We start from the raw sequence: 26087 nt of genomic DNA, 5'->3' as shown, positions 1-26087 counted from the left end.
GGGCATATGCCCGCCTCCAACTCGGGGCGCGTATCCGTCCCGATAATCTAACGGATCGCACCCATGATGAAGACCACGGCTTCGCTGAAGCCCGCCGAGGTCGAGAAGAAGTGGATCGTGATCGACGCCCAGGACGCCGTCGTCGGCCGCCTCGCGTCGTTCATCGCCAATCGTCTTCGCGGCAAGCATCGGCCCGACTACACCCCGCACGTCGACTGCGGCGACTTCGTTGTCGTCGTCAACGCCGACAAGGTGCGGTTCACCGGCCGCAAGCTGCAGAACAAGATCTACTACTGGCACACCGGGCACCCGGGCGGCGTCAAGGAACGCACCGCGGACAAGATCCTCGGCGGCCGCTTCCCCGAGCGCGTGCTCGAGAAGGCCGTTGAGCGCATGCTGCCCAAGGAAAGCCCGCTCGCCCGCAAGCAGCTGACGCACCTGCGCATCTACGCCGCCGGAGAACATCCGCATGCGGCGCAGAACCCCGAGACCATCGCGTTCGCCGAGCTGAACGCCAAGAACGTGCGGAGCGCGTAATCATGTCGGAATCCCCCACCACCACGGGCGAGGGCTTCGATGCTCTGCGCGGTCTGGGCACGGCGGCGGCTGAGGCCGTTGTGCGCGAGCCCAAGATCGACGCTCAAGGCCGCGCCTACGCGACCGGCAAGCGGAAGAACGCCGTCGCCCGCGTCTGGATCAAGCCGGGCAAGGGTCAGATCACGATCAACGGCCGCGACCAGGAAATCTATTTCGCGCGTCCTGTGCTGCGGATGATGCTCGCCCAGCCGCTGGAGATCGCCGATCGCCTCGGCCAGTTCGACGTCATCGTCTCGGTCGAAGGCTCGGGCCTCTCGGGCCAGGCCGGCGCCATCCGTCACGGCATCTCCAAGGCCCTGACCTACTACGAGCCGGGCCTGCGCGCGGTGCTGAAGCCGCACGGCTTCCTGACCCGCGACTCGCGCGTCGTCGAGCGGAAGAAGTACGGCAAGGCCAAGGCCCGCCGTAGCTTCCAGTTCTCGAAGCGCTAAAGCCGCACGCGAGAGATCGCGTATTTCGGAAAGGGCGCTTTGGGCAACCGAAGCGCCCTTTTCTTTGTCTGTCTTGTCTGTGAGGCGAGCCCATGGCCCACACGGTTTTCATTGACGGCGAAGCCGGCACCACCGGCCTGCAGATCCGCGAGCGCCTGGAAGGCCGCGAGGACCTGGAGCTGGTCTCCATCGATCCGGCGCGGCGCAAGGATCCGGCCGCCCGGGCGGAGCTGCTGAACGGCGTCGACGCCGTGGTGCTCTGCCTGCCGGACGACGCCGCGCGCGAGGCCGTGGCGATGATCACCAACGAGCGGGTGCGCGTCATCGACGCCTCGACCGCCCACCGGGTCGCGCCAGGCTGGGTCTATGGCTTCGCCGAGATGTCCAAGAGCCAGCGGGGCGACCTGCGCGCGGCGACGCGCGTGGCCAACCCCGGCTGCTATCCGACCGGCTTCATCGGCCTGATGCGCCCGCTGGTGAGCGCGGGGCTGATCCCGGCCGACTTCCCGATCACCGTCAATGCGGTCTCCGGCTACTCCGGCGGCGGTCGCGGGCTGATCGAGGAGTTCGAGACCAAGGCCGCGCCTGAAGGGACCCGCGACGCCTTCCGCGCCTATGGCCTCAACCTCGCCCACAAGCACCTGGGCGAGATGCAGACCTATGCGGGGCTGGGCCACGCACCGCTGTTCGCGCCCTCGGTCGGCCGTTTCGCCCAGGGGATGATCGTCGATGTTCCGCTGCAGCTCTGGGCCATGCCCGGCAAGCCGGCGCCTGCCGATCTGCACGTCGAACTCACCGCGGCCTACGCCGGCGAGACCTTCGTCGAGGTGGCGAGCGGCTCGGAATGCGCCGAGCTGCAGACGACCCGCGCCGGCGCCGGCGGCTATGTGGCGGCGCTCGATCCCGAGACGCTGAACGGGACGAACCGCATGAAACTGTTCGTCTTCGCAAGCGCGGCGGGCGACCAGGCGCGGCTGGTGGCGGTGCTCGACAACCTGGGGAAGGGCGCGTCCGGGGCGGCGGTGCAGAACCTCAACCTCATGCTGGACCTGCCAGAAGGGGCCGGGCTTTAGGTCGGTTGACCGCGGCAGCGGTCACCCGCCAAAGTTGCCAAATTAGAGAACCCTTAGCTCAGCAGGGGTAAGGCTGGCTCCAGAGTTTGACTTTGGAGGTCGCGGAGCCATGCGAAAGGCGCTCGCGTTTCTGGCGATGTTCGTGGGCGTGTTTGCGACCGCGCCAGCCCTTGCCGCCCCGTCTCCGGGGCTGGAACTCGCCGCCTGGGTGAGCCAGAACACCGACCTTCCGGTGTCACAGATCGCCATCGCAGGGCGAGAGAACGTCTACAGCCTCGAACCGTTGGGGCCCCGGGTCTCGACGGGAGAGGTGCTCGCCCTGGTGCGGACCGAAGCGGTGGCCGCTGAGTGGAGCGCCGCCCACGACCTGCAATCCTGGGACGCGCACATCCTGTTCGACTGCAGCAACGGACGCCTCCGCGTCCTGCGGAGCGCGAGTTACGCCGAACCGCACTGGCAGGGACTGGCCAGGTCCAACGATGTCGGCGAGGCGTGGTTTTCACCCGAGGTGAATACGCCCGCCGCGACCCTGCTGTCGGCAGCCTGCGATCCGGCCTTCGCCTGGCCGCTCCGCGAAAGCGCGGCGCCGTCGAAACCGGCGCCCAAGGCCGAGCCGGCCCTGATTCAAGCTGCGTCGCCGGATGCGCCCGCGCCGGCTCTGCAGGTCGCGCAGATATCAGCTCCTGAGGAGGCGCGGCCCAGCCAAGGCGAAAAGGCCGTCGACGTCGCGGCCACGCGCGAAACGCCGCCCGCTGTGGAGCGGGTCCGGCTGGCTGAGGCCGCGCCGCTCCGGCCGGTGCTGCAAGCCTCCGTGGCGGTCGAGCCGCAGCTCAGCGGATCCGTTCAGAAGGCCAGCTATATTTCGCGGCCGACCGTGCGCGAACCCGCCACCGTCGAGGAGACCGTCGCCGCGCCCCGACGCGCCGGCGTTCTTGCAACCACCGCCGCGGCCGTGAGAAAGAGCCTGCGCTGGGCGTGCGGCGGGCCCGGCTGGCTGGCGCGGCGTGTCGAGGTCGCCTTCCGCCGAGGTCCGCAGCCGCCACGCTCGGTTCCGGGAACGATCAGGCAGGCTCAGGCCTACTAGATTATGTTTATTGAATATCTATCAGAAATTACATTGGATTTGTTGAATCAAATAAGCCATCGCGCGAAGGCGTTTGGAGCGCTGGTCCCCGCGCCTTGCATCCGGAGCGAGGCGTGGCGCGTATTTCCGGCATGAGCCCTGATCGCCGAACCTTTCTCCTCACCGCGGCTGTCGCCGCCCTGCTGCCCGGCGCGGCCCTCGCCGCCGACCGGTTCGCGGCCTCGTCCTGGCGCAAGCTGACGGACGCCCAGTGGAAGTCGCGGCTGTCGCCGGACGCCTATGCGGTGCTGCGCCATGAAGGCACGGAGCGGCCGGGGACGTCCGCCCTCCTGAAGGAGCATCGCAAGGGGACGTTCGTTTGCGGCGGCTGCGGGCTGCCGCTCTTCAAGTCGGACTGGAAGTACGACAGCGGCACCGGCTGGCCGAGCTTCTACACCGCCATCCCCGGCGCGCTCGGGACCAAGATCGACACCGCCTTCTTCATGCGGCGCACCGAGTACCACTGCGCCCAGTGCCTGGGTCACCACGGCCACATCTTCAACGACGGGCCGCGGCCGACGGGGCTGCGCTACTGCAGCAATGGCGTCGCGCTCCGGTTCCTGCCGGCCTAGCTCGCCCGGTTCAGGTGGTGCGCTCCGGCCCGCGGTCGTCGTCATCGTCGTCCCCGGCGGTGACGCTGTCCTGGCCGGGCTGGCGGATGTGGCCGGCGCCGGAGACGTGGCTTTCGAGCGTCTTCGGACGGGTCAGCAGGTTGACGTCGCCCATGCCGGAAATCTCCACGCGCGCCCAGTCTGTCGGCCCGACGGTGGCGGCGCCCGCGCCGCTGATGTCGATGTCGGCGCCTGCGGTCTTCAGCTGGGCGAGATCGGCGTCGCCGGCGCCGGAGACGCTGAGCTTCACAGACTTGGTCTCGCCCTGGGCGCGGATCTCCGCATGTCCGCTGGCGCTCAGGGTCAGCTGGTCGTGCTTGTAGCCGGTGATGTTCAGGCTGTTGGCGCCGTTCAGCTCGAAGCGCGTCACGTCCGGGGCGGTGAGGGTGATCTGGAGGTCGCTCCAGCGCATCGCGCCGGTCAGACTGATGCGGCCGCCTTCGACCCGCACCCGATCCAGCGCCGCGGCGGGACCCTTGATGGTCAGCTTGGCCGGGCCCGCGGCCTGGACATAGTCGATCGTGGCCGGGGCGTTGACCTCCAGCCGGTCGCCGCCGCCCCAGGGGAAGTCGCGTTGGGTCTGCGGGCCGGACGCCTCGCGCATGTGGCGCCAGCCGTGCGAGCGGTCTTTCCAGTCCCAATCCCAGGACCAGGCGCTGCGCGCGATGGCTTCCGGGCCGCCGATGGCGACAGCTGCGGAGATGCAGGCCAGCGACATCAGGAAACCGCCGACGGCGATGATGACGAGGGCGCGGATCATTGGACGGCTCCTTGGCTCTCGGGGCCCAGCGCCGGCTTCAGCAGGCGGTAGTGAAGCCGGCCATACCAGACCAGCGCGTTGACGAGACCGATGGTGACCAGGGCGATGACGGCGCCGAGCGCGGTCGCCCCCGACATCACGCCCAGGCCGCCGAGGATGGCGGCGGGCGGGCCGCCAGGAAAGTCGGCGAAGGGGCCGGCGGCGAACATCGCCCCTCCGGCGAACAGGCCGCCGATCGCGGCGATCGCGCCGCCGAACAGCACCCCGCCCAGGGTCATCAGCACCGGCAGCAGGATGAAGAGGTCGAGCGCGCCCAGGCCCAGCACGGCGAAGATGGCGGCGGCCGCGCCCGAGGGGCTGCGTTCCTCTTCCCAGCGCTTCAGGCCGATCTCGGCGCGCAACTCGCGCGCCAGCCGGCCGGGATCGCCGAGCGCGTCGGCCACCTCGGCCTCGGTGCGGCCGGCGGCTTCGCCGTCGGCGAAATGGGTCTCATAGTCAGCCACGATCTCGGCGATGGTCTGCGGCGGCAGGCCGCGCAGTCCGTCGCGCAGTCGGGCGATGAACGCCTGACGGGTCATTGCGCCCCTCCAAGAATGTTTTGCATGGCCTGGGAGAAAGAGGCCCAGGCGGCTTTCTGCGAGCCGAAGCTCGACTTCCCGGTCTCGGTGAGCCGGTAGTATTTGCGCGGCGGGCCGGAGGAGGACTCCACCAGATAGGTGTCCACCAGGCCGTCGTTCTGCAGTCGCCGCATCAGCGGGTAGATGGTGCCTTCGCCCATGCCGATGGACTCGGCCAGGCGGCTGGCGATCTCGTAGGCGTAGCTGTCGTGCTGCGAGAGCAGCGCGAGGACGCAAAGCTCCAGCGCGCCCTTCTTCAGCTGGATGTCGATGGCTTCCGGCACGACGTGCTCCTTCCAGGCCCTAGGTACCGATAGGTACTGGGCGACGCAAGGTAGCAATCATTAAAAGATAGTAAGGCGCGAGCGTGCCGACGTGATCGGCAGTGGAGGCGTCCGCGCAACATCCCGGACGGCCCGCAAGGCCGATCCGGGACCCAGGGTACGCACGGCCCTGGGTCCCGGCTCTACGCTGCGCTTCGGCCGGGATGACGGGCTGAAGTTGATCTCGAAGTCAGCTTCCTAGGAGCGGACCTTCACATAGTCGCCCGGCGCATCGCCCAGGGCCGGCAGGGGGCCGGCGGCGGGGTCGCGGGCGGGGACCAGCGGGCCGGAGCGGGCCTGCAGCCATTCCATCCAGTTCGGCCACCAGGAGCCCGGCTGCGGGATCGCGCCGGCCTGCCATTCCTCCAGGGTGTCGGGGAGGGCGCCGCCCAGGGCGTCGTTGCTCCAGTGCTGGTATTTGTTGGCGGCCGGAGCGTTGATCACGCCGGCGATATGGCCGGAGCCCGCCATCATGAAGGTCACCGGCCCGCCGAACAGCTTGGCGCTCTTGTAGACCGAGCGGGCCGGCGCGATGTGGTCGTCCTTCGACGACTGCATATAGACGGGAATGGTGACCTTCTTCAGGTCGAGGGTCTCATTGCCGATGACCAGCTCGCCCTTGGCGAAGGCGTTTTCGGCGTAGAACTTGCGCAGGTAGAAGAGGTGCAGGGTCTTGGGCATGCGCGTCTGGTCGGAATTCCAGTACAGCATGTCGAAGGGCTTCGGCGCCTTGCCCAGCAGGTAGTTGTCGACGAAGAACGACCAGATCATGTCGTTCGAGCGCAGGACGTTGAAGGTCTCGGCGAGCGCCTGGCCGTCGAGCACCCCGCCGCCGGCGTCCATCCGGCGCTCCAGCTCCTTCAGCCAGGATTCGTTGGTGAACAGGCGCAGATCCCCCGCTTCGGAGAAGTCCTGCTGGGCGGCGAAGAAGGTCGCCGACGCGATCGGCGAGACGCCCTTGGCGGCCATGTGCGCCAGGCTGACGCCCAGCAGGGTGCCGCCGATGCAGTAGCCGACCGCGTTCACCTGGCCGACGCCGCATTGCTTCATCGCCGCGGCGGAGCCTTCGTAGACGCCCTGGCGCATGTAGTCTTCGAAGGTCTTGGTCGACAGCTGGGCGTCGGGATTGACCCAAGAGGCCAGGAAGACGGTGATCCCCTGGGCGGTCAGCCAACGGATCAGGGAATTCTCGGGCCGCAGATCCAGGACGTAGAATTTGTTGATCCACGGCGGGAAGATCACCAACGGGATCTGGCGCACCTGCTCGGTGGCGGGCGAGAACTGCAGGAGCTCGATAAGCTCGTTCTTGAACACCACCTTGCCGGGCGCGGTGGCGACGTTCTTGCCGATCTCGAACTTCTGGTAGTCCGTCTGGCTGATGGCGAGGTCGCCGTTGCCGCGCTTCATGTCGGCGGCGAAATTCTCCATGCCCTGCGCCAGGCTCTCGCCGCCGGTCTCCATGAGAGCCTTCAAGGCGACGGGATTGGACGCCAGGAAGTTGGTCGGGGAAAAGGCGTCGGTCAGCATCTTGGTGAAGAACTCGACGCGCCGCTTCTCCAGCGGATCGACGCCTTCGACGCCGGCGACCAGCTCGTTCATCCAGTTCGACGAGAGCAGATAGGACTGCTTGATCACGTCGAAGACCGGATTGTCCTGCCACTCGGGCGCGGCGAAGCGCTTGTCGCCCTTGGCCGGAGCGACCACGGGCTCCACGGTCTCGCCGGCCATCTTGCGGGTGGCCGACTGCCAGAGGTCCATGTAGCTGTCGAAGAGGTTGGCCTGCGCCCGCATCAGCCGTTCGGGCTGGGCGGCGAGCCGGCCCATCACGTCGGTCAGGGCAGGGCCGACGTTGAACGGGTCGGGGCTCATGGCCGCCGGCCGGTCGGCGTGCTTCCTCGCCACCTCGGCGATCGCGCCCTGGGCGGCGACCGCCGCGCGCGCCAGGTTCATCGACAGCTTCTCGAGCTGCGCGCGCTGGTCGGCGGTGAAGGCGGCCATGTCGAAGGCGGGGGCCTCGCCGGGGACGGCCGCCTCGGCCGAGAGGGGCGGTTCTGGCGACGGGGGAGGGGCGACCGTCGCTTCGGGCTCGGCCGCGGCGCCTGGCTCCATTGTGGCGGGCACGGAGATCTGCGCGATTATGAACTCCGCCGATTCGGGCAGCGGCGGCTTGGGCGAACCCTCGGGCGTCACCGGAATGATGGCGTCCTCGACCAGCGCTCCTGAGGCCTCTGAGCCGGCGCGCGGCGAAACAGGTTCGGAGCCAACTGTCAGTTCGTTCATCGACGTCTCCTCCGGGGACGAAAGCACGCGTGCTCTTTCGTCTTCAACGATCATCGCATAAGACCAATAAGGACATGAACGCGCTCGACCGCAAAATTATGAACGCCGGCAACAGCACGATAGCTGCACGGGTTTTGGGCGTCGCCTCCGTGGCGGCCCTGGCGGCCGGCTGCGTGGGGTCGATCGCGAGCACGAAGGTCGACCCCCGTTCGCCGATCGCGGGCGATGTCGCCAGGCTTGCGACCGCCGACAAGGACTATCCGAAGTTCAGCGAGATCCCGCCGAAGCCGACAGATGTGCGGCCGGCCCGGGTCTACGGCGAACGCGCCGAGGCGGTCCTGGCCGCGGGCGCCGACCTGGACGCGGCCACCGCGCCGAACACTTGGACGCTCAACGCGACGTCGAGCTTCGCCGCCAAGGCGCGCACGGACGCGGGGCCCGCGCTCGGGGCGCCCACCAACGCGGACACCGAGGCCTTCGCCAACAGCGTCCGCAAGCGAGCTACCCCGCCTCCGCCGGCCAAGCGTTAGGCCCCGCGGAGGCGTAAAATTCCTCATCATTGGCTTGGCTGACTCCTGCCCGGAGTCTATCCATGCCGAGGCTTCAGCTCCCTTCAGCCGCACTGGGCAGCTCGCGGCGCAAGAGCTTTTCAAATGACCCCCGAATTTCACCGCATCCGTCGCCTCCCGCCTTACGTTTTCGAGGAGGTCAACAAGATCAAGGCCCGCCTGCGCGCGCAGGGCGTGGACATCATCGACTTCGGCATGGGCAACCCCGACATGCCGACGCCGAAACATATCGTCGACAAGCTGGTCGAGACCGCCCGCGATCCCAAGGCCGGCCGCTACTCGGTCTCCAAGGGCGTGTCAGGCCTGCGCAAGGCGATGGCCGGCTATTATGACCGCCGCTTCGGCGTGAAGCTCAATCCCGACACCGAGGTGATCGCCACCCTGGGATCGAAGGAGGGCTTCGCCAACCTCGCCCAGGCGCTGACCGCGCCCGGCGACGTGATCATCTGTCCGAACCCGGCCTACCCGATCCACGCCTACGGATTCATCATGGCCGGCGGCGTCATCCGCCACGTCCCGGCGCCCTCGCCGGAGGAGTACCTTTCCGGGATCAGCAAGGCGATCAAACACTCCGCGCCGCCGCCCAGCGTGCTGATCGTCAGCTATCCGTCCAACCCGACGGCCCAGTGGGTCGACCTCGACTTCTACCGCGACGTCATCGCGCTGGCGAAGAAGCACGACATGCTCGTGCTCTCGGACATCGCCTATTCGGAGATCTACTTCGACGACAACCCGCCGCCCTCGATCCTGCAGGTCGAAGGCGCCAAGGACATCGCCGTCGAGGTCAACTCGCTGTCGAAGACCTTCGCCATGGCCGGCTGGCGCGTCGGCATGGTGGTCGGCAACGAGCGGATGTGCTCGGCCCTGGCGCGGGTGAAGTCCTACCTCGACTACGGCGCCTACACGCCTATTCAGGTCGCAGCGGCGGCCGCCCTCAACGGTCCGACCGACTGCATCGACGAGATCCGCTCCATCTATAAGAAGCGTCGCGACGTCCTCGTGGAATCGATGGGGCGCGCCGGCTGGGACGTTCCCTCGCCGCCGGCCTCGATGTTCGCCTGGGCCCCCTTGCCGGAGCAGTACCGCGAGGCCGGCTCCATGCTGTTCGCCAAGCTGCTGATCGAGGAGGCCGGCGTCGCCGTCGCCCCGGGCATCGCCTTCGGCGAATATGGCGAGGGCTATGTGCGGATCGGTCTGGTCGAGAACGAGCACCGCATCCGCCAGGCTGCGCGCAACGTGAAAAAATTCCTGTCGCAGAGCGAAGAGATCCTCGCCCGCGCCCACAACAACATGGCGGCCCAATGAGCAAACGGGATTGGCGCCTCGGCGTCGCAGGCCTGGGCACCGTCGGAACGGGCCTGCTTAAATTCCTCGACGAACGGCCCGAGTTCGCGCCGGCCGGCGGCCGGGCGATCGTCACCGGCGTGTCCGCGCGCTCGCGCTCGCGGCCGCGGTCGTTCGACATCTCGCACCTGACCTGGTTCGACGATCCCGTGGCCCTGGCGACCTCGCCGGACGTCGACGTCTTCGTCGAGCTGATCGGCGGCTCGGACGGGCCGGCGAAGGCCGCGGTCGAGGCGGCGCTGGGCGCCGGCAAGCCGGTGGTGACGGCCAACAAGGCGCTGATCGCCGAACATGGCGCCGAACTGGCCGCCCTGGCCGAGGCCAAGGGCGCGCCGCTGCTGTTCGAAGCCGCGGTGATGGGCGGCACGCCGGCGGTGAAGATGCTCCGCGAGGCCCTGGTCGGCGACGACGTGAAGTCGGTGGCCGGCATCCTGAACGGCACCTGCAACTACATCCTGACCGAGATGGAGGCCGCCGGGCGGACCTTCGCCGACGTCCTCGGCGAGGCCCAGCGCCTGGGCTACGCCGAAGCCGATCCGACGATGGACGTCGGCGGCTTCGACGCGGCGCACAAGATCTCCATCCTGGCGGCCCTGGCCTTCGGCTGCGCACCCAACTACGCGGCCGCCGAGATCGAGGGCATCGAACAGGTTGAGCTGCTCGACATCCAGATGGCCAAGGACCTGGGCTACCGGATCAAGCTGGTGGCCTCCGCCGACCGTTCGCCGGACGGCGTCCTGGTGCGGGTGCATCCATCGCTCGCTCCGCTGGCCCATCCGCTCGCCCAGGCGGGCGGCGCGCTGAACGCCCTCTTCATCGAGGGCGAGCGCATCGGGCGGATCTTCATCCAGGGTCCCGGCGCAGGCTCCGGGCCGACCGCCGCGGCGGTCGCCGCCGACGTCGCGGACGTCATGACCGGGGCGGTGCGCCCGGTGTTCCAGCGCCCGGCCGGTTCGCTGGAGCCCTTCACCCCGGTCGACCCGTCGAAGAGCCTGAGCCGCGCCTATCTGCGGTTCCTGGTGAAGGACGAGCCCGGCGTCATCGCCGCGGTGTCCGAGACCCTCGCGGAAGCCGGCGTCTCCATCGAAAGCTTCCTGCAGAAGCCGGTGGAGAAGGCCGAAGGCGTGCCGATCGTGCTCACCACCCATTCGGTGGCCGAGTCGGTGCTGAAGGCGGCGATCGAGAGGATCGCCGACCTGCCGGCGGTTCTTGAGCGTCCTCGCCTGTTGCGTATCGCGCGGATTTGAGAATCCAGCCAAGGTTGCGTGTTGCACCGCCTTCGCCTGCGGGAGAACAGTAGGAATATGAGCGAGATGGTTCTCGACCGCAGCCTGATCCTCGCCGCGGTGCGAGTGACCGAGATCGCCGCGATCGCCGCCTCCAGCCTGGTCGGCCGTGGCGACGAGATGGCCGCCGACCAGGCGGCCGTCGACGCCATGCGCACGGCGCTGAACGAGATCGAGATCGACGGCGAGATCGTCATCGGCGAGGGCGAGCGCGACCAGGCGCCGATGCTCTACATCGGCGAGAAGGTCGGCCTGGGCGGCAAGCACAAGATCGACATCGCGCTCGATCCGCTGGAGGGCACGACGCTCACCGCCAAGGCCAAGGGCAATGCGCTGGCCGTCATGGCCTGGGCGCCGCGCGGCACCCTGCTGAACGCGCCCGACACCTATATGGACAAGATCGCCTGTGGGCCGGGCGTTCCCCCGGGTTTGATCGACCTCGACAAGACGCCGGCCGAGAACGTCGCAGCCCTGGCCAAGGCCAAGGGGGTGGCGACCTCGGAGATCACCGTCTGCATCCTCGACCGGCCCCGCCACGCCGAGATCATCGCCGCGGTGCGCGCCGCGGGCGCCCGGGTGGCCCTGATCGGCGACGGCGATGTGGCCGGCGTCATCAACACGGCCGACCCGGACACCGGGATCGACCTCTACCTGGGGCAGGGCGGGGCGCCGGAGGGCGTGCTGGCCTGCGCGGCGCTGAAGTGCGTCGGCGGCCAGTTCCAGGGCCGGCTGGTGTTCCGCAACGCCGACGAGCGGGCCCGCGCCCGCAAGGTCGGCATCGTGGACTTCGACAAGAAGTACGACCTGCACGAGATGGTCCGCGCCGACGCCATCTTCGCCGCCACCGGCGTCACCAAGGGCGCGATCCTCGACGGCGTCAGGCTGAAGGACGGCTTCGTCCACACCCATTCGCTGGTGATGAACTCCGCCACGCACACCGTGCGCGAAGTCCGGATGCGGCGGCCCGCCTAGGATGGCCGACGGCGCCGTCCCCTCCGCCTACCTCGGCGTCCATCGCTCGCTCACCGGTCGCGCCTGGCGCGAGCGGGCCCATGACCTGGAGCTGGTGCGGCGCCATCAGCTGAACCTGGGCCTCTCCGAGCCGCTGGCCCGCGCCCTGGCCGCGCGCGGGGTCGGCCTGGACGAGGGCCGCGACTACCTCAACCCGACGCTGAAGGCGCTGTTTCCGGACCCGTCCTGCTTCACCGACATGGACAAGGCTGCGGCCGTCCTGGTCGACGCCCTGGAGCGCAGGCGGCCGGTAGCGGTGTTCGCCGACTACGACGTCGACGGCGCCTCGTCCGCCGCCCAGCTGGTGCGCTGGTTCCGGGTGATGGGCCATGAGATCTCGATCTACGTCCCGGACCGTGTCGCCGAGGGCTACGGGCCGTCGCCGGCGGCCTTCCGCCAGTTGCAGGCGGACGGGGCCGAGCTGGTCGTCACCGTCGACTGCGGGGCCGCGGCGCACGACGCCCTGGCCTGCGCCGCCGAGATCGGCCTGGACGTGGTCGTCATCGACCACCACCTGATGCGCGGCGACGAGATCCCCAAGGTCGCGGCCCTGGTGAACCCCAACCGGCCCGACTGCCTCTCCGGCCAGGGACATCTGGCGGCGGCCGGCGTCACCTTCGTGCTGCTGGCCGCCCTGAACCGCGAGGCGCGGCGGCGCGGCCTGTTCGGCGACCGTCCCGAGCCGGACCTGCGCCAGTGGCTCGATCTCGCCGCCATGGGCGCCATCTGCGACGTGACCCAGCTGGTGGGCTTCAATCGCGCGCTGGCGGCCCAGGGGCTGAAGGTGATGTCCGGCTGGCGCAACCCGGGCCTGAAGGCCCTCCTGGAGGTCGCCAAGAGCCAGGGGCCGGCCTCGGTCTTCCATGTCGGCTTCGTGCTCGGCCCGCGAATCAACGCCGGCGGGCGGATCGGCCGCTCCGACCTTGGGACGCGCCTCCTGTCCACCGACGATCCGGAGGAGGCGAAGGCGCTGGCCGAGGAGCTCGACGCGCTGAACGCCTCGCGCAAGGAGGTCGAGCGCGAGGTCGTCGAGGCCGCCGTGCTGATGATCGACCGCCAAAGCAACCAGGCGGACGCCCCGGTCCTGGTGGTCGCCGCCGACGGCTGGCACCCGGGCGTCATCGGCATCGTCGCCGGCCGGCTGCGCGAGCGCTACCGCAAGCCGACCCTGGTGATCGGCGTCGATCGCGCGGCCAATGTCGGCAAGGGCTCGGGCCGCTCGCAGCCGGGGGTCAATCTTGGACGCGCTGTCCAGGCGGCCTACGAGGAGGGCCTGCTGCTGGCCGGCGGCGGCCACGCCATGGCCGCGGGCCTGTCGGTGCGGCCGGACACCATCCCCGAGCTTCGTGAGTTCCTCTGCGAGCGGCTGGCGGGCGAGACCGAGGCCGCCACCGCGGCCGACGGCCTGGAGATCGACGCCGTGGTCACCACCGCCGGCTGCGATCGCGGCCTGTGGCAGGATTTCCAGCAACTGGCGCCCTTCGGCCCCGGCAATCCCGAACCGCTGTTCGCCATCGCCGACGTGCGGGTCGAGCGGCCGATGGCGCTGCGCGGCGGCCATGTCCGCTGCACCCTGGTGGACCGCACCGGCGGCAAGCTGAAGGCGGTCGCCTGGCGAGTCGAGGATTCGGAGATGGGCCGGCGGCTGCTGCAGGAAGGCGGGGCGATTCATGTCTCCGGCCGTCTGAAGCCGGACGATTGGCAGGGCCGGGAAGGCGTACAATTCGAGATCGAAGACGTCGCAGACCCGCGTCGTGTCTAATGTTTGATCGGGGGGCTTGTGGCCTCCGCACAAGCTGGCTATAGAGCCGCCCTCCGCGCCGCGGTCCCTTCGTCTATCGGTTAGGACGCCAGGTTTTCAACCTGGAGAGAGGGGTTCGACTCCCCTAGGGACTGCCACGCGATCCTCCCCAAACTGCCCGCCAAAGCGGCGGCGGCCGTGCGCCGCCGCGCAAAACCCCATTGACGGCCGTCCGTTTCCACGAACACTGTTATAGTTGGCCTTTTCCGATGGTGATCGGGGGGTAACGGGCCGAGGGGCACATGGCTGGGTACGAAGTCGAGCAGGTCGAGCAGGTCGATACGTCGGCGCCGAGCGTGCGGATCACCGGCCGCATCAAGTGGTTCGATGCGGCGAAGGGGTATGGCTTCATCGTGCCGGACGAACCGGACCGGACCGACCTGAAGGACGTCCTCCTGCACGTCACCTGCCTGCGCAGTTCGGGCCGCGAGAACGCGCTGGAAGGCTCCACCATCATCTGTGACGCGGTTCGCCGCGCCAAGGGCTGGCAGGTCGCCGAGGTGGTCGACCTGGACGAAACCTCCGCCGCGCCGCCAGGAGAGCGCCGGGTGCGCGAGGACAATCCCCGCCGGGAGCGGGAGAGCTTCAGCAGCATGCCGCCGCGGCCGCGGCGGCTGATCCAGCCCAGCGGGCCGCTGGAGCCCGCCAAGGTGAAATGGTTCAACCGCACCAAGGGCTACGGATTCGTCGTCCGCGACGGCCAGCCCGGCGACATCTTCATCCACATCGAAACGCTTCGCCGGTCGGGCATGGAGGACCTCCAGCCGGGCGAGGACGTCCTGGTCCGGTTCGCCGAGGGCCCGAAGGGGCTGGTGGTCGCCGAGATCGAGGTGTCCGCCTAGATCCCGTTCCAACTGCCCAGAAGAGAACGCGTCTGGTCGGCCTTGATGATTCCATCCGAACCTAAAGGGCTCTAGACTCGAGGCCGGTTCGGAGACTGCGATTGTTCAACCTCCTATTCGGCCGGCGCGCCCTCATCGCTGGGGCCGTCGTTCTTGTGAGCGCCGGGGGCGCCTTCGCGGCGCCGCTAGCCATTCCGCCCGCCTGCACGGCCGGTGCAGGCCAGGCCGAGCTCAAGCCGCTGCAGCCCCTGACCCTGGTGACGGACAAGGGCCGGTTCGCCTTCAGGGTCGAGGACGCCGACACCTACGCCCGACGCGAGACCGGCCTGATGTGCCGCAAGGCCGTAGCCGCAGACCGCGGCATGCTGTTCGACTTCCGCAAGCCGACCGACAACGTCGCCTTCTGGATGCGCAACACCCTCATCCCGCTGGACATCATCTACATCCGGCCGAACGGACGGGTGCTGTCGATCGCGCGCAACGCCCGGCCGCTCGACGAGACCCCGCTGCCGGCCGGCGGGCAGATTCGCGGCGTGCTGGAGCTGGCGGGCGGACGCGCCGCCCAGATCGGCCTCATGCCCGGCGATCAGGTCATCCACCGGATCTTCCCGCAATAGGGGCCAAAGCGGCGGCGACGCCTGCCCATGTCACACGGCCGGTTGGCGATTGGTGCAGATGCGGCTATCACCCGAACCGTCGCGGAGCGCCTGGCCGGCGTGCTCGCGGGACGTGTTGGAAAAGTTGTGGAATCGGGGCGTAGCGCAGCCTGGTAGCGCATCTGGTTTGGGACCAGAGGGTCGCAGGTTCGAATCCTGCCGCCCCGACCACGACTTGGCTGACCACGATTGGGCCGACCACGGCGCCGGCTGACGGGTTTTGAGGGGGTTTCATGCTCGCGCGCATCTTTCGGCCGTCCAAGACCGCCATGCAGTCCGGCAAGGCGAAGACCAAGGACTGGGTGCTCGAATTCGAGCCCAGCGCCGCGCGCCGTTCGGACCCGCTGATGGGCTGGACCCAGACCAGCGACACCGAATCCAGCCAGGTCCGGCTGTCGTTCGAGACCAAGGACGAGGCGGTGCGTTACGCCGATCAGCACGGAATCCCCTTCCAGCTGTTCGAGGAGAAGCCCGCCAAGCGGATCATCAAGGCCTATGCCGACAACTTCGCCTTCGGCCGCAAGGTCCCCTGGACACACTGAGCGACCCGATGCGGCCCCTTAGCTCAACCGGATAGAGCGCCGACCTTCTAAGTCGGATGTTGCAGGTTCGAGTCCTGCAGGGGTCGCCACCCTCCGCCATCAGTCCTCTTCGTCCAAGGCGAGCTCGGAGGGGTACTCGCCGTTCAGAAGATGGGCGACCTCATCCTGGGCGCCCGCCACCATGAGCGGCTCGCCAGTCGTGAAATACAGGCAGGTCTCCGGTGTGCTGGCGCTGCTCGCCTCAGTGCGAATGACGAGGTCAGCATTGACGTAGCTGTACTCGCCATTGGGCAGGAGCAGCTTCTTGAAGTTGGCCATGGCCTCAAGTCTCCGATCGCCGTGAGGCGAGGAGTATGACCCCAACCGAGGCAAGCGGACGTAGCATCGGATACCCGCGTGCGCGGAGAGCTTCCGTCAGTCGTCGGGGGCGATCGGGGTCCGATCTTCGGCGAGCGGAAACACCAGGCGCGCGCGCTCGGGCAGTTCGGCGAGCATCCAGCGGGTCAGCCGCTCGTAGTGGGCGACGAAGCGGGCGACCTCGGCGTCCGTCATGCCCGCGCCGGCGCGGGCGACCAGCTTGCGCTCCTGCTCCTGGCGCCAGCCCAGCACCACCTCGAAGCTCGGCGGCTGCAGGTAGACCAGCTCGTGCATCTTGGTGAACAGCTCCTGGTAGGGACCGTCGAGCTGGGCGTTGACGTAGCCGCGCCAGCGGCCGTCCGGGTCCTCTTCCGTTTCCAGGGCGTTGACCGGCTGGGCGAGGGCGGCGGCGCCCTGGGCGCGGGAGCCGACGCACCAGCCCTCGAAGATCACCGCGTCGACGGGGGTGGCGACCGTGCGCCAGGCGGCGCGAGGCGCGCGCTCGTCGGCGGCCTTGTCGAAGGCGGGCAGGGCGACCCGCCCTGGCCGCCGCAGCTGCTCCAGAACCGCGCCGGCCAGGGCGATGTCGTGGGTGCCTGGCGGACCGCGGGTGGCGAGCAGCGGATGGACGTCCTGCGCCAACCGCTCGCGGGCCGACTTGGACAGGTAGAAGTCGTCGAGCGACACCGCCACGGCGGTGAGGCCGCGCTCCTCCAGGAGCTGTACGGTCGCCGCGGCGATCGTCGACTTGCCGGAGCCCTGCGGTCCGGCCAGCCCGACCACGATGACCTTCTTGCGGGCCTGGCGCAGGCGCGCGAGGCGCGCGGCCAGCGGCTCGCAGATCGTCTGGACGGTGGCGCGGAAGCTCTTCGGGAGGCCCTCCTTGGCGATGTATTTCGAGATCCAGTCTTTGGCCAACACGGCCCCTTTCATTCGCTCGCCGCAGATCGGCGAAGGTTCAACCCGTCTTATCCACGAACCACACGAACCACACGAACACCTTGTGGTCGCGCACCCCAAGGGAAGCGGGCCGAATGCGCTAGCCGATCGCCGCTCGGTAGGCGTCCAGCGCCCGCCGCAGGTCGTCGATCAGGTCGTCCGGAGCCTCCAGCCCCACGTGCAGCCGCACCAATGGCCCGGGATAGGCGCGCTTGACGCGCCGCTGGGTCAGCTGAGGGTCGACGGAGATCGCCAGGCTTTCGAAACCGCCCCAGGAGAAGCCCAGGCCGAACAGCTCGAGCGCATCGAGGAAGGCGTTCACCGCCGCCTGGGGGCCGGGCTGCAATGCAAAGGTGAAGAGGCTGGCCGCGCCGCTGAAATCACGTTTCCAGAGGTCGTGGTCGGGGGCGCCAGGAAGCGCCGGATGGTAGAGGGCCGCGACCTCGGGCTGGACGCCCAGCCAGTCGGCGATGCGCAGACCGTTCGCGCCCTGGCGTTCGAGCCGCGCCGGCAGGGTGCGCAGGCCGCGCAGCATCAGGTAGGCGTCGTCCGGCGAGACCGCCCAGCCGAGATGCAGGATCCCGTCGTTGAGCTTGCGCACCAGGGCCGGATCGCTGGCCGCGGCCGAGCCCATGAAGACGTCGGAATGGCCGCCAACGTATTTGGTCAGGGCCTGGATCGACAGATCGATCCCGTGTTGCAGCGGCTTGAAGAGATAGCCCGCGCCCCAGGTGTTGTCGCAGGCGGTCAGGATTCCGCGCGCCCGGGCGAGCTCGGCGACGCGGGTCATGTCCTGCATCTCGAGGGTCAGCGACCCGGGGCTCTCCATGAGGATGAGCCGGGTCGCCGGCGGCGCCTTGCCGACCAGGGTCTCCGGCGGCGCGTGCGGATCGAAGTAGCTGACCGTCACCCCGAAGCGCTTCAGGACGTGGTCGCAGAAGCGGCGGGTGGGCGCGTAGATGGTGTCGACCAACATCAGGTGGTCCCCGGCCTTCAGCACGGCCAGCAGGGCGCCGGTGAGCGCCGCCAGTCCCGAGGGGTAGAGGGCGACGCCGACGGCGTGCTCCATCGCCGCCAGGGCGTCCTGCAGGGCGGCCTGGGCTGCCAGGCCCTGCCGGCCATAGGTCACCTGGTCCCAGTCGTAGAGCGAGGCGGCGTTGGGCATCAGCACGGTCGAGCCGCGCTGGATCGGCGGCCCCACGGTCTTGGCGAGCGTTTGCGGGACCGCGCCGGCGCGGATCAGTCGGGTCTTGTCGTCCATGCGCCTGCAGTTAGAGGCGGAGGCGCCGCCGGATCAAGCGTGCTCGGCGGCCAGCGCCGCCTGGACCGCTGCGACGACCGGCGCCCAGTCGCCTGGCCTGCTCTGGCGGAACAGCCGCATCGATGGATACCAGGGGCTGTCCTCGCGACCGGCCTGCCAGCGCCAGCAGCAGTTTTCGCCCGCCAGCAGCAGCCAGGTCGGCTTGCCCATGGCGCCGGCGAGATGGGCGATGCTGGTGTCGACGGTGATCACCCGCGCAAGGCCCCGGATCATCTCGGCGGTCTCGGCGAAGTCGCCGGCCCGGGTGTCCTCGGGCAACAGGCTGACGGCGCCGGGCAGGGCCTGGAGGGCGGCGCGGTGCTCGGGCGTCAGCGAGCGCGCGGGATTGGTCGGATGTCGCGGATCGCCGCGCCAGGCGACGCCGTGGCCCGATCCGCCCGAGGCGCCGGGCAGGTAGGCGTCGCGCGGCAGGCTGGCTTCGGTGACGCCGAGGCGGCCGGGGATCGAGCCTGCGGCGATCCAGTAGTCGTGGCGTGGAAGGCTTACCTGGCCCGACGCCTCGATCAGCCGCGCCGGCAGGCTCGCGAACAGCCGGGTCAGCGGCGGCGGCGTCAGCAGGCTCACCTCGGCCCCCATCGCCGCCAGCACCGGGACGAAGCGCGCGAACATGATCTGGTCGCCGAAGCCTTGCTCAATCCAGATCAGGATCGAACGCCCGGCCAGCGGCTCGCCCTGCCATTCCGGAAACGAGAGCGTGGGCTTCGGCACGCGGCCCACGGCGCGGGTGAAGCGGATGTCGTAGCGGCGAAAGCCCTCGCCCAGGTCACCGGCGCCCAGCAGGGCGAGGCAGAGGTTCTCCTCGGCCATCTCCAGGCCCGGCGACCGGCCCAGGACCTCGCGGTAAAGCTCGACGGCCTCGCCATAGCGGCCCAGCCGGTGCGCCTCGGCGGCGCAGCGAAATAGGGCTTCGATGGCGTCCATGGCGCTCAGGCGCCAGTGACCACGGCGGTGTCGCTGCGGCCGCCCCATTCGCTCCAGGAGCCGTCGTAGACCGCGACGTCCTCGCGGCCGAGCCGGGCCAGGCCAAGCGCCAGCAGGGCGGCGGTGACGCCCGATCCGCAGGTTGTGACGATGGGCTGGGCGAGATCCACGCCGCCGGCGGCGAACACCGACTGCAGCTGGTCGCGGGTCTTCAGCAGGCCGTCCTCGCCGACGAGCGCGTTCCAGGGCACGTTGCGGGCGCCCGGCATGTGGCCGGAGCGCAGGTCGGCGCGGGGTTCCGGGGTCTCGCCGCGGAAGCGGCCGGCGGAGCGGGCGTCGACCAGCTGGGCGCTGTGCCGGGCGAGATGGCCCTCCACCGCCGCGAGATCGCGCACCAGGGCGGGGTCGAAGGCGGGGGCGAGCCGGGTCGCGCCGGGCGACGGCGTCGTCGTCTCCAGCGGCCGGCCCTCGGCGCGCCAGACCTTCAGCCCGCCGTCGAGCACGAAGACCTTGGAAAAGCCCATGGCCCGGAGCGTCCACCAGACCCGCGGCGCCGAGAAGATCCCGCGCGCGTCATAGACGACGATCGTCGCCTCGCGCCGCAGCCCCAGCGCGCCTGCGGCCGCAGCGAAGGCCTCGGGCGAGGGCAGCATGTGCGGCAGGTCGACGGCGTGGTCGGCGATCTGGTCGATGTCGAAAAAGACCGCGCCCGGGACGTGGCCGGCGGCGTAGTCGGCGCGGCCGGAGCCGTCCTCGTTCGGCATGTACCAGGTGGCGTCGATCACCTGAACGTCGGGGTCGCCAAGATGCTTCGCCAGCCAGGCGGTGGTGACCAGCGGATCGCTCATGCCGGGGTCGCTCATTCTGGGAACCAGGGCGGCGTCGGCAGGCCGCGCGCCTTGAGAAACTGCGGGTTGAAGATCTTCGACTGGTAGCGCTGGCCGTGGTCGCAGAGGATGGTCACCACGGTGTGGCCGGGTCCGAGATCCTTGGCCATGCGGATGGCGCCGGCGAGGTTGATCCCGGTCGAGCCGCCCATCACCAGGCCTTCGTGCTCGACGAGGTCGTAGATCGCCAGCAGCATCTCCTCGTCGGAAATCCGGTAGGCGCGGTCGACCGTCAGGCCTTCGAGGTTGGCGGTGATCCGACCTTGGCCGATGCCCTCGCTGATCGAGGTCCCCTCCGCGTGCAACTCGCCGCTCGTGTAGTAGCTGTAGAGCGCCGCGCCATAGGGGTCGGCGAGGCCGATCTGCACGCCCGGGCGGCGGTCGCGCAGCGCCTGGGCGACGCCGGCCAGCGTGCCGCCGGAGCCGACGGCGCAAATGAAGCCGTCTACCTTGCCCTCGGTCTGGGCCCAGATCTCCGGGCCGGTGCTCTGAACGTGGGCCTCGCGGTTGGCGACGTTGTCGAACTGGTTCGCCCAGACCGCTCCGGCGGGCTCGGTTTCATTGAGCTCCTCGGCCAGGCGCCCGGAATAGCGGACATAGTTCATCGGATTGGCGTAGGGGACGGCGTCGACCTCGACCAGCTCCGCGCCGTAGAGCCGGATGGCGTCCTTTTTTTCCTGGCTCTGGGTGCGCGGGATGACGATCACCGACCGGTAGCCGAGGGCCTTGCCGACCATGGCCAGGCCGATGCCGGTGTTGCCCGCCGTACCCTCGACGATCACGCCGCCGGGACGTAGCAGGCCGCGCGCCTCGGCGTCGCGGATGATGTGCAGGGCGGCGCGGTCCTTCACGGACTGGCCGGGGTTCATGAACTCGGCCTTGGCGAGGATCTCGCAACCGGTCAGCTCACTGGCCCGGCGCAGGCGGATCAGCGGCGTATTCCCGATGGCGTCAATGAGGCTCTGTGCGATCGTCATGGTCCGCTACTTAAGATGCTGAGGGCGATCGGAATAGAGGGGGGAGGGCGCGCACCGCCTCCAAACCCTCCCGTCATCCCGGACGGCCGAAGGCCGAGCCGGGACCCAGGGGCCAATGCACTGCAGAACCCCCTGGGTCCCGGCTCTTCGCTTCGCTACGGCCGGGATGACGGGAGGATTTGCAAACCGCCTCGGCGCAGGCCACTTACCCCACGAGCCCTCAGGACTTTACCCGTGACCCAGCCCAACGCCGTCATCGAGATCAAGACCGCCGAGCGCACCGTGCGCATCGGCCAGGCCGAGCAGCTGGCGGTGATCGCCGGCCCCTGCCAGCTGGAAAGCCGCCAGCACGCGCTGGAGACCGCGCACGCGCTGAAGGAGATCGCCGACCGCCTGGGGATCGGGCTGATCTACAAGACGTCCTTCGACAAGGCCAACCGCACCTCGGTGAACACCGCCCGCGGCATCGGCCTGCGCGAGGCCCTGCCGATCTTCGCCGAAATCCGCGAAGCCACCGGCCTGCCGACGCTCACCGACGTCCACGAGATCGACCAGTGCGCCGAGGCCGCCCAGGCGGTCGACGTGCTGCAGATCCCCGCCTTCCTCTGTCGCCAGACCGACCTGCTGCTGGCGGCCGGCCGCACCGGCAAGGCCGTGAACGTCAAGAAGGGTCAGTTCCTCGCCCCCTGGGACATGAAGAACGTGGTGGCCAAGGTGCTGGCCGCCGGCAATCCCAACGTCATGGCCTGCGAGCGCGGCGTCTCCTTCGGCTACAACACCCTGGTGTCCGACATGCGGGCCCTGCCGATCATGGCCGATATCGGCTGCCCGATCGTGTTCGACGCCACCCACTCGGTGCAGCAGCCGGGCGGGCAGGGGACCACCTCCGGCGGCCAGCGCGAATTCGTGCCGGTGCTGGCGCGCGCGGCGGTCGCCGTCGGCGTGGCGGCGGTCTTCATGGAGACCCACCCGGACCCCGACAACGCCCCTTCGGATGGGCCGAACATGGTGCCGATGAGCCAGTTCGAGGGGCTGATGGCCGAGCTTCTCGCCTTCGACGCGCTCGCCAAGCGCCGCCGCGCAGCGGCTTGACCCGGCGCCCGACCCGCCGCACAGGCTAGGACAAATGGACCTTTCCGCCCTCCAGCACCTCCTGGGCCTGGTTCCCGGCCGCCGCGTAGCCTGCGTCGGCGACCTGATGGTCGACCGTTTCGTCTATGGCGACGTCACCCGCGTCTCGCCGGAAGCGCCGATCCCGGTGCTCGCCCGCACCCGCGAGCTGGTGATGCTGGGCGCCGCCGGCAATGTCGCGCGCAACGTCGCCGCCCTCGGCGGGGCGGTGGCGCTCGCCGGCCTGATCGGCGACGACGCGGAAGGCCGCGAAGCCCAGCGGCTGGTCGGCGGGGCGGCCGGGGTGGAAGGCTATCTGGTCTCTGACGGCGGGCGGCCGACGACCCTCAAGACCCGGTTCATTTCCGGCGGCCAGCAGCTGCTGCGCGTCGACCTCGAGGAGAGCCGCCCCGTAGCGGGCGATGTCGAGCAGCGGGTGGTGGACGCGGTTCGCCGGCTCGCGGGCGGCTGCGGCGTCATCCTCCTCTCCGACTACGGCAAGGGCGTCGTCACCGACGCCGTGATCGCCGCCTGCCTTCAAGCCGCCAAGGCGGCGGGGGCGAAGGTGGTGGTCGATTCCAAGGCGCGCTCCTTCGCCCGCTATGGCGCGGTCGACCTGATCAAGCCCAACGCCTCGGAACTGGCGCACGCCACCGACCTGCCCACCGGAGACGACGCCGAGGTCGAGGCCGCGCTCGCCCGGGCGCTGGAGCTCTGGCAGGCCAAGGCGATCCTGGTGACCCGCGCCGGCAAGGGAATGTCGCTGGCTGTTCGCGGCCGTTCGGTGCGCCACTTCCCGACCCAGCCGCGCGAGGTGTTCGACGTTTCAGGGGCCGGCGACACGACGCTGGCGGCGCTGGGCCTGGCGCTCGCCGCCGAGGCGCCGATCGAAGACGCCATCGCCTTCGCCCAGCTGGCGGCGGGCGTGGCGGTCTCGAAAGTCGGCACCGCCACCGTCTCGCCCGAGGAGATGGTCGAGGCGGTCATCACCGCCCACATGGCCCCGGCGGAGGCCAAGGTCGCCACCGCCCAGCGGCTGGCCGACGAGGTCGCCCGCTGGCGCGTCAAAGGCCTGCGGGTGGGCTTCACCAACGGCTGTTTCGACATCCTGCATAAGGGTCACGTGGCCTACCTGGCCCAGGCGCGCAGCTGGTGCGACCGGCTGGTCGTCGGTCTCAACTCCGACGACTCGGTGCGGGCGCTGAAGGGCGAGGGCCGCCCGGTGAACGACCTGGAATCCCGCGCCCTGGTGCTGGCGGGCCTGGGTTCGGTGGACCTGGTGGTTCCGTTCGAGGAAGCCACGCCGATCAAGTTGATCGAAGCCGCCCGGCCGGACGTTCTGATCAAGGGCGCCGACTATGCGGAAGATCAGGTGGTCGGCGGCGACCTGGTGAAATCCTGGGGCGGCGAGGTGAGGCTCGCCCAGCTCGTCGACGGCTATTCGACCACGGCCGCCATCGCCCGGATGACCAAGGGCAAGGCGGACAACAAGACCGATAAGGAGCAGGCATGACCCGCAAGATCGCCTTCATCACCGGCGGCGCGGGCTTCATCGGCTCGAACATCGCCGCCCGCCTCGCCGAGGACCGCGACCTCGACGTGGTGGTCTGCGACCGGCTGCGTGAGGCCGACCGCGGCAAATGGCGCAATATCGCCAAGCATCCGATCGGCGATTTCGTGGCGCCGGAGGAGATGTTCGACTGGCTGGAGAAGCGCTGGCGCGACGTCGAGGTGGTGATCCACATGGCCGCGGTCTCCTCCACGACCGAGCCGGATGCCGACAAGATCATCCATTCCAACTTCACGCTCAGCCGCGACCTCTTCCGCTGGTGCGCCGACCGGCAGCGCCGGCTGATCTACGCCTCGTCCGGCGCGACCTATGGCGCGGGCGAAGGCGGCTTCGACGACGACAACGACTTCGAGGCGCTGGCGAGCCTTCGGCCGCTCAACACCTATGGCTGGTCGAAGGCCCTGTTCGACCTGTTCGCCGTGCGTCAGGCGGCCCGCGATTACGCGCCGCCGCAGTGGGTGGGGCTGAAGTTCTTCAATGTCTACGGGCCGAACGAAGAGCATAAGAATTCGATGAAGTCGGTGGCGGCGCAGATCTGGCCGCACGTGCACAGCGGCCACAGCGTTCAGCTCTTCAAGAGCTACCGCGCCGACGTGCCGGACGGCGGGCAGAAGCGCGACTTCGTCTATGTCCGGGACGTGGCCGACGTGACCCAGTGGCTGATGGCCAATCCACAGGTGAACGGCGTCTTCAACCTGGGCAGCGGGACGGCGCGCAGTTTCGCCGACATGGCTGATGCGGTCTTCAAGGCGGCGGGCCGGGAGCCGGCGATCGAGTACACGCCGATGCCGCCGGCGATCCGCGACAAGTACCAGTATTTCACCGAGGCCAAGATGGACCGGCTGCAGGCCGCCGGTTATGCGAAGCCGATGACTCCTTTGGAAGAGGGGATCGACGACTACGTCTCGCGCTACCTCAGCCAGCCCGACCCCTATCGCTGAACCATGCCCGAGGGCCGAAGGCATCCGATCCGCTGGCTCGCCCTGCTGATCCTGAGCCTGGCGCTGGTGCTGGGCTTGGCGACGGGCGTGTTTTTCGACGATCTGATGAAGACGGCGCTCGACCCCAAGACGCCGTTTCAGACCTATAAGCCGCCGCCTGCGCCCGACTATGCGCGGCAGGACGCCTGGGCGCTGTTGCCGGCCCATCCCGCTGCGCCGGCGCCAGGCGACGGCGCGGCCGACATCTTCTTCATCTCGCCCACCACCTTCGACGGCGGCCGCCATTGGAACGGGCCGATCAACGACGCCAAGGCCGAGCGGGTGTTCAAGCGCGTGATGGCGCCCAACTACGCCGGGCCCTTCCTGCAGGTCGGCCGGGTGTTCGCGCCGCGCTACCGCCAGGCCAGCCTCTACAGCCTGCTCACCCTGCGCGAGGACGCCCGCGCCGCCCGCGCCTTCGCCTATGGCGATGTCGAGCGCGCCTTCAGGACCTATCTGGCCCGCTTCAACCACGGCCGGCCGATCGTCATCGTCGCCGTGGAGCAGGGGGGCGTGCTGGCCGAGCGTCTGCTGGCCGAGGCGGTGACGGCGGACCCGGCGGTGCGCGAGCGGCTCGCCGTCGCCTATCTGATCGAGACCGCCGCCCCGGCGGACGATCCGCCGATCCCGCCCTGTCGGCGTCGCGGCGAACCCGGCTGCCTGGCCGCCTGGATCAGCGTGCCGGAAGGCCAGGCGCAGCGTGCGTCCACACTCATCGACCGGACCCTGGTCTGGGGGCCGGACGGCGAGCTGGTCAATCTGGATGACCGCCCGGCGCTCTGCTTCAACCCGATCCTCGGCCGGGTGACCGACGACCCCGCGCCGGCCCGGCTGGCCCTGGGCGCCGCCAACGCCACCGGTCTGGAGTGGGGGGCGCGGCCCGGCTTTCTGGCCCGCCAGGTGTCGGCGCGATGCCAGAGGGGCGTGCTCTATGTGAGCCGCCCGAAGTCCGCCTCGCTGGAGCGCCAGGGCGACTGGGCGGACCGCCGCAGGGTGCCGGGGCTGAACCTCTTCTACGCGGATCTCGAAGCCGACGCCCTGGCCCGCGTAGCGGCGCTGGCGGCGCGGCCGCCGGCCGTGAGCGAAGCGCCGCAAGCCACACCCTGAGCCTCTTTCCCGTTTTGCGGAGCGAAGACCGGGATGAACGCGTGGAGATCGC

Annotated in this window: 27 protein-coding genes and 3 tRNA genes; 20 read left to right on the top strand and 10 right to left on the bottom strand. The window is 69.5% G+C overall.

All coding sequences use genetic code 11. From position 1 onward, the window contains the following. The first annotated feature begins 63 nt into the window (after positions 1 to 63). The 5 genes from rplM to msrB all read left to right on the top strand — a co-directional run bounded on the left by rplM (position 64) and on the right by msrB (position 3796). Complete coding sequence (rplM, locus tag ACSQ2B_RS04465) at positions 64 to 537, top strand: 50S ribosomal protein L13 (protein WP_436047707.1); 474 nt, start codon at positions 64 to 66, stop codon at positions 535 to 537. A gap of 2 nt (positions 538 to 539) precedes the next feature. Next, positions 540 to 1028, top strand: coding sequence for a 30S ribosomal protein S9 (gene rpsI, locus ACSQ2B_RS04460; RefSeq protein WP_436047706.1), 489 nt, complete (start codon positions 540 to 542; stop codon positions 1026 to 1028). Between the two features lie 92 nt (positions 1029 to 1120). Continuing rightward, positions 1121 to 2101, top strand: a complete 981-nt coding sequence (argC, locus tag ACSQ2B_RS04455; RefSeq protein WP_436047705.1) for an N-acetyl-gamma-glutamyl-phosphate reductase — start codon at positions 1121 to 1123, stop codon at positions 2099 to 2101. Between the two features lie 109 nt (positions 2102 to 2210). Further along, positions 2211 to 3185 carry a surface-adhesin E family protein gene (locus tag ACSQ2B_RS04450; RefSeq protein WP_436047703.1) on the top strand — a complete coding sequence of 325 codons (975 nt, stop codon included), beginning with the start codon at positions 2211 to 2213 and terminating at the stop codon, positions 3183 to 3185. Between the two features lie 113 nt (positions 3186 to 3298). Further along, positions 3299 to 3796, top strand: a complete 498-nt coding sequence (gene msrB / locus ACSQ2B_RS04445; RefSeq protein ID WP_436047702.1) for a peptide-methionine (R)-S-oxide reductase MsrB — start codon at positions 3299 to 3301, stop codon at positions 3794 to 3796. Positions 3797 to 3806: 10 nt separating this feature from the next. Here the strand turns inward: msrB and ACSQ2B_RS04440 are convergent, their stop codons facing one another. From ACSQ2B_RS04440 to phaC, 4 genes are all read right to left on the bottom strand, one after another. Then, entirely contained in the window at positions 3807 to 4595 is a 789-nt protein-coding gene (locus tag ACSQ2B_RS04440) for a GIN domain-containing protein (protein WP_436047700.1), read from the bottom strand. Beyond that, positions 4592 to 5173, bottom strand: coding sequence for a DUF1700 domain-containing protein (locus ACSQ2B_RS04435; protein WP_436047698.1), 582 nt, complete (start codon positions 5171 to 5173; stop codon positions 4592 to 4594). Before ACSQ2B_RS04435 ends, ACSQ2B_RS04440 begins: the two co-directional genes overlap by 4 nt. Further along, positions 5170 to 5496, bottom strand: a complete 327-nt coding sequence (locus tag ACSQ2B_RS04430; RefSeq protein WP_436047697.1) for a PadR family transcriptional regulator — start codon at positions 5494 to 5496, stop codon at positions 5170 to 5172. Before ACSQ2B_RS04430 ends, ACSQ2B_RS04435 begins: the two co-directional genes overlap by 4 nt. A 237-nt stretch (positions 5497 to 5733) precedes the next feature. After that, positions 5734 to 7815: a class I poly(R)-hydroxyalkanoic acid synthase gene (phaC, locus tag ACSQ2B_RS04425; protein ID WP_436047696.1), complete on the bottom strand. Its 2082-nt coding sequence runs from the start codon at positions 7813 to 7815 to the stop codon at positions 5734 to 5736. Positions 7816 to 7889: 74 nt separating this feature from the next. Between phaC and ACSQ2B_RS04420 the strand changes: the two genes are divergently transcribed. From ACSQ2B_RS04420 to ACSQ2B_RS04370, 11 genes are all read left to right on the top strand, one after another. Next, positions 7890 to 8345: a hypothetical protein gene (locus ACSQ2B_RS04420; protein ID WP_436047694.1), complete on the top strand. Its 456-nt coding sequence runs from the start codon at positions 7890 to 7892 to the stop codon at positions 8343 to 8345. Positions 8346 to 8468: 123 nt separating this feature from the next. Next, positions 8469 to 9689: an LL-diaminopimelate aminotransferase gene (locus tag ACSQ2B_RS04415; protein ID WP_436047693.1), complete on the top strand. Its 1221-nt coding sequence runs from the start codon at positions 8469 to 8471 to the stop codon at positions 9687 to 9689. Then, positions 9686 to 10975, top strand: coding sequence for a homoserine dehydrogenase (locus ACSQ2B_RS04410; protein WP_436047692.1), 1290 nt, complete (start codon positions 9686 to 9688; stop codon positions 10973 to 10975). The genes ACSQ2B_RS04415 and ACSQ2B_RS04410 overlap by 4 nt, the downstream gene beginning before the upstream one ends. A 57-nt stretch (positions 10976 to 11032) precedes the next feature. Then, entirely contained in the window at positions 11033 to 11986 is a 954-nt protein-coding gene (gene glpX / locus ACSQ2B_RS04405) for a class II fructose-bisphosphatase (protein ID WP_436047690.1), read from the top strand. A gap of 1 nt (position 11987) precedes the next feature. Next, complete coding sequence (gene recJ, locus ACSQ2B_RS04400) at positions 11988 to 13787, top strand: single-stranded-DNA-specific exonuclease RecJ (RefSeq protein WP_436047689.1); 1800 nt, start codon at positions 11988 to 11990, stop codon at positions 13785 to 13787. A gap of 62 nt (positions 13788 to 13849) precedes the next feature. Then, positions 13850 to 13924, top strand: a tRNA-Glu gene (locus ACSQ2B_RS04395). Between the two features lie 144 nt (positions 13925 to 14068). Next, positions 14069 to 14668 (top strand): cold-shock protein, encoded by a 600-nt coding sequence (locus ACSQ2B_RS04390; RefSeq protein ID WP_436047687.1) that lies wholly within the window; start codon positions 14069 to 14071, stop codon positions 14666 to 14668. A gap of 101 nt (positions 14669 to 14769) precedes the next feature. After that, positions 14770 to 15285 carry a DUF192 domain-containing protein gene (locus ACSQ2B_RS04385; RefSeq protein WP_436047686.1) on the top strand — a complete coding sequence of 172 codons (516 nt, stop codon included), beginning with the start codon at positions 14770 to 14772 and terminating at the stop codon, positions 15283 to 15285. A gap of 133 nt (positions 15286 to 15418) precedes the next feature. Next, a tRNA-Pro gene (locus ACSQ2B_RS04380) sits at positions 15419 to 15495 on the top strand. A gap of 62 nt (positions 15496 to 15557) precedes the next feature. Then, the gene (locus tag ACSQ2B_RS04375) at positions 15558 to 15866 is read left to right on the top strand and encodes an ETC complex I subunit (RefSeq protein WP_436047684.1); all 309 of its coding nucleotides are present in this window, start codon (positions 15558 to 15560) and stop codon (positions 15864 to 15866) included. Positions 15867 to 15878: 12 nt separating this feature from the next. Further along, positions 15879 to 15955 (top strand) — tRNA-Arg (locus ACSQ2B_RS04370). 10 nt (positions 15956 to 15965) lie between these two features. On the opposite strand, the gene ACSQ2B_RS04365 is transcribed toward ACSQ2B_RS04370, so the two are convergent. The 6 genes from ACSQ2B_RS04365 to ACSQ2B_RS04340 form a co-directional block, all read right to left on the bottom strand. After that, positions 15966 to 16184: a hypothetical protein gene (locus ACSQ2B_RS04365; protein ID WP_436047682.1), complete on the bottom strand. Its 219-nt coding sequence runs from the start codon at positions 16182 to 16184 to the stop codon at positions 15966 to 15968. A gap of 96 nt (positions 16185 to 16280) precedes the next feature. Then, a complete protein-coding gene (locus ACSQ2B_RS04360; protein ID WP_436047681.1) occupies positions 16281 to 17144 on the bottom strand; it encodes a kinase in 864 nt (287 codons plus the stop codon). Positions 17145 to 17262: 118 nt separating this feature from the next. Further along, positions 17263 to 18423 (bottom strand): cystathionine beta-lyase, encoded by a 1161-nt coding sequence (gene metC / locus ACSQ2B_RS04355; RefSeq protein ID WP_436047679.1) that lies wholly within the window; start codon positions 18421 to 18423, stop codon positions 17263 to 17265. A gap of 33 nt (positions 18424 to 18456) precedes the next feature. Beyond that, entirely contained in the window at positions 18457 to 19404 is a 948-nt protein-coding gene (locus tag ACSQ2B_RS04350) for a hypothetical protein (RefSeq protein ID WP_436047677.1), read from the bottom strand. Positions 19405 to 19409: 5 nt separating this feature from the next. Then, the gene (gene sseA, locus ACSQ2B_RS04345; protein WP_436047675.1) at positions 19410 to 20252 is read right to left on the bottom strand and encodes a 3-mercaptopyruvate sulfurtransferase; all 843 of its coding nucleotides are present in this window, start codon (positions 20250 to 20252) and stop codon (positions 19410 to 19412) included. 11 nt (positions 20253 to 20263) lie between these two features. Then, positions 20264 to 21268 carry a cysteine synthase A gene (locus ACSQ2B_RS04340; RefSeq protein ID WP_436047673.1) on the bottom strand — a complete coding sequence of 335 codons (1005 nt, stop codon included), beginning with the start codon at positions 21266 to 21268 and terminating at the stop codon, positions 20264 to 20266. 234 nt (positions 21269 to 21502) lie between these two features. Here ACSQ2B_RS04340 and kdsA point away from each other — a divergent pair, with 234 nt between their 5' ends. The 4 genes from kdsA to ACSQ2B_RS04320 are packed head-to-tail and all read left to right on the top strand — an operon-like array spanning position 21503 to position 26035. After that, complete coding sequence (gene kdsA, locus ACSQ2B_RS04335) at positions 21503 to 22360, top strand: 3-deoxy-8-phosphooctulonate synthase (RefSeq protein WP_436047671.1); 858 nt, start codon at positions 21503 to 21505, stop codon at positions 22358 to 22360. Between the two features lie 34 nt (positions 22361 to 22394). Next, positions 22395 to 23891 (top strand): D-glycero-beta-D-manno-heptose 1-phosphate adenylyltransferase, encoded by a 1497-nt coding sequence (gene rfaE2 / locus ACSQ2B_RS04330; protein WP_436047669.1) that lies wholly within the window; start codon positions 22395 to 22397, stop codon positions 23889 to 23891. After that, positions 23888 to 24889 carry an ADP-glyceromanno-heptose 6-epimerase gene (rfaD, locus tag ACSQ2B_RS04325; RefSeq protein ID WP_436047667.1) on the top strand — a complete coding sequence of 334 codons (1002 nt, stop codon included), beginning with the start codon at positions 23888 to 23890 and terminating at the stop codon, positions 24887 to 24889. Before rfaE2 ends, rfaD begins: the two co-directional genes overlap by 4 nt. A 3-nt stretch (positions 24890 to 24892) precedes the next feature. Then, positions 24893 to 26035 carry a DUF3089 domain-containing protein gene (locus ACSQ2B_RS04320; protein ID WP_436047665.1) on the top strand — a complete coding sequence of 381 codons (1143 nt, stop codon included), beginning with the start codon at positions 24893 to 24895 and terminating at the stop codon, positions 26033 to 26035. Positions 26036 to 26087: the final 52 nt, after the last annotated feature.

The organism is Phenylobacterium sp. LjRoot225, assembly GCF_964252855.1.
In the GTDB taxonomy this organism is placed as follows: Bacteria; Pseudomonadota; Alphaproteobacteria; order Caulobacterales; family Caulobacteraceae; genus Phenylobacterium.
Note: the sequence above shows the minus strand (reverse complement) of the source record. Positions and strands in the feature narration are given on the sequence as shown.